General features: G+C 41.6%; 1 pseudogene. It reads right to left on the bottom strand.

Features of this window, described 5'->3' with window-relative positions:
* Positions 1-310 (bottom strand): annotated as a pseudogene (locus AC6F34_RS14730) (peptidase M28); the annotation flags it as partial.

Genomic DNA, 310 nt, shown 5'->3' with positions numbered 1-310 from the left:
CGGTACTGAATCGTATTGATAAGGAATTTGTAGCTCATCTGCCGTATCTGTCACAAAGTCTCTTAATCCTTTATGTGAAACCATAGATGCATCATAAAGGATAATTTGAGGACCATCGCCCATCTTACTAAGTGCCTCTTTCTCAGTAATTCCTGGCGTATCTCCCGCAATTCCAACATCGACGCCAAAGCCGATATCGGGTTGAATAGTTTGTGCAGATGTACGAGCTCCACGTAATCCTACTTCTTCTTGTACAGTACCAACACCGTATACAACATTAGGATGCTCTTCATCTTTTAAAGCTTTAAGG

The organism is Niallia sp. CD-39 (assembly GCF_059874745.1).
The sequence above is the reverse complement of the archived record's forward strand: the minus strand, read 5'-3'. Positions and strand labels throughout refer to the sequence as shown.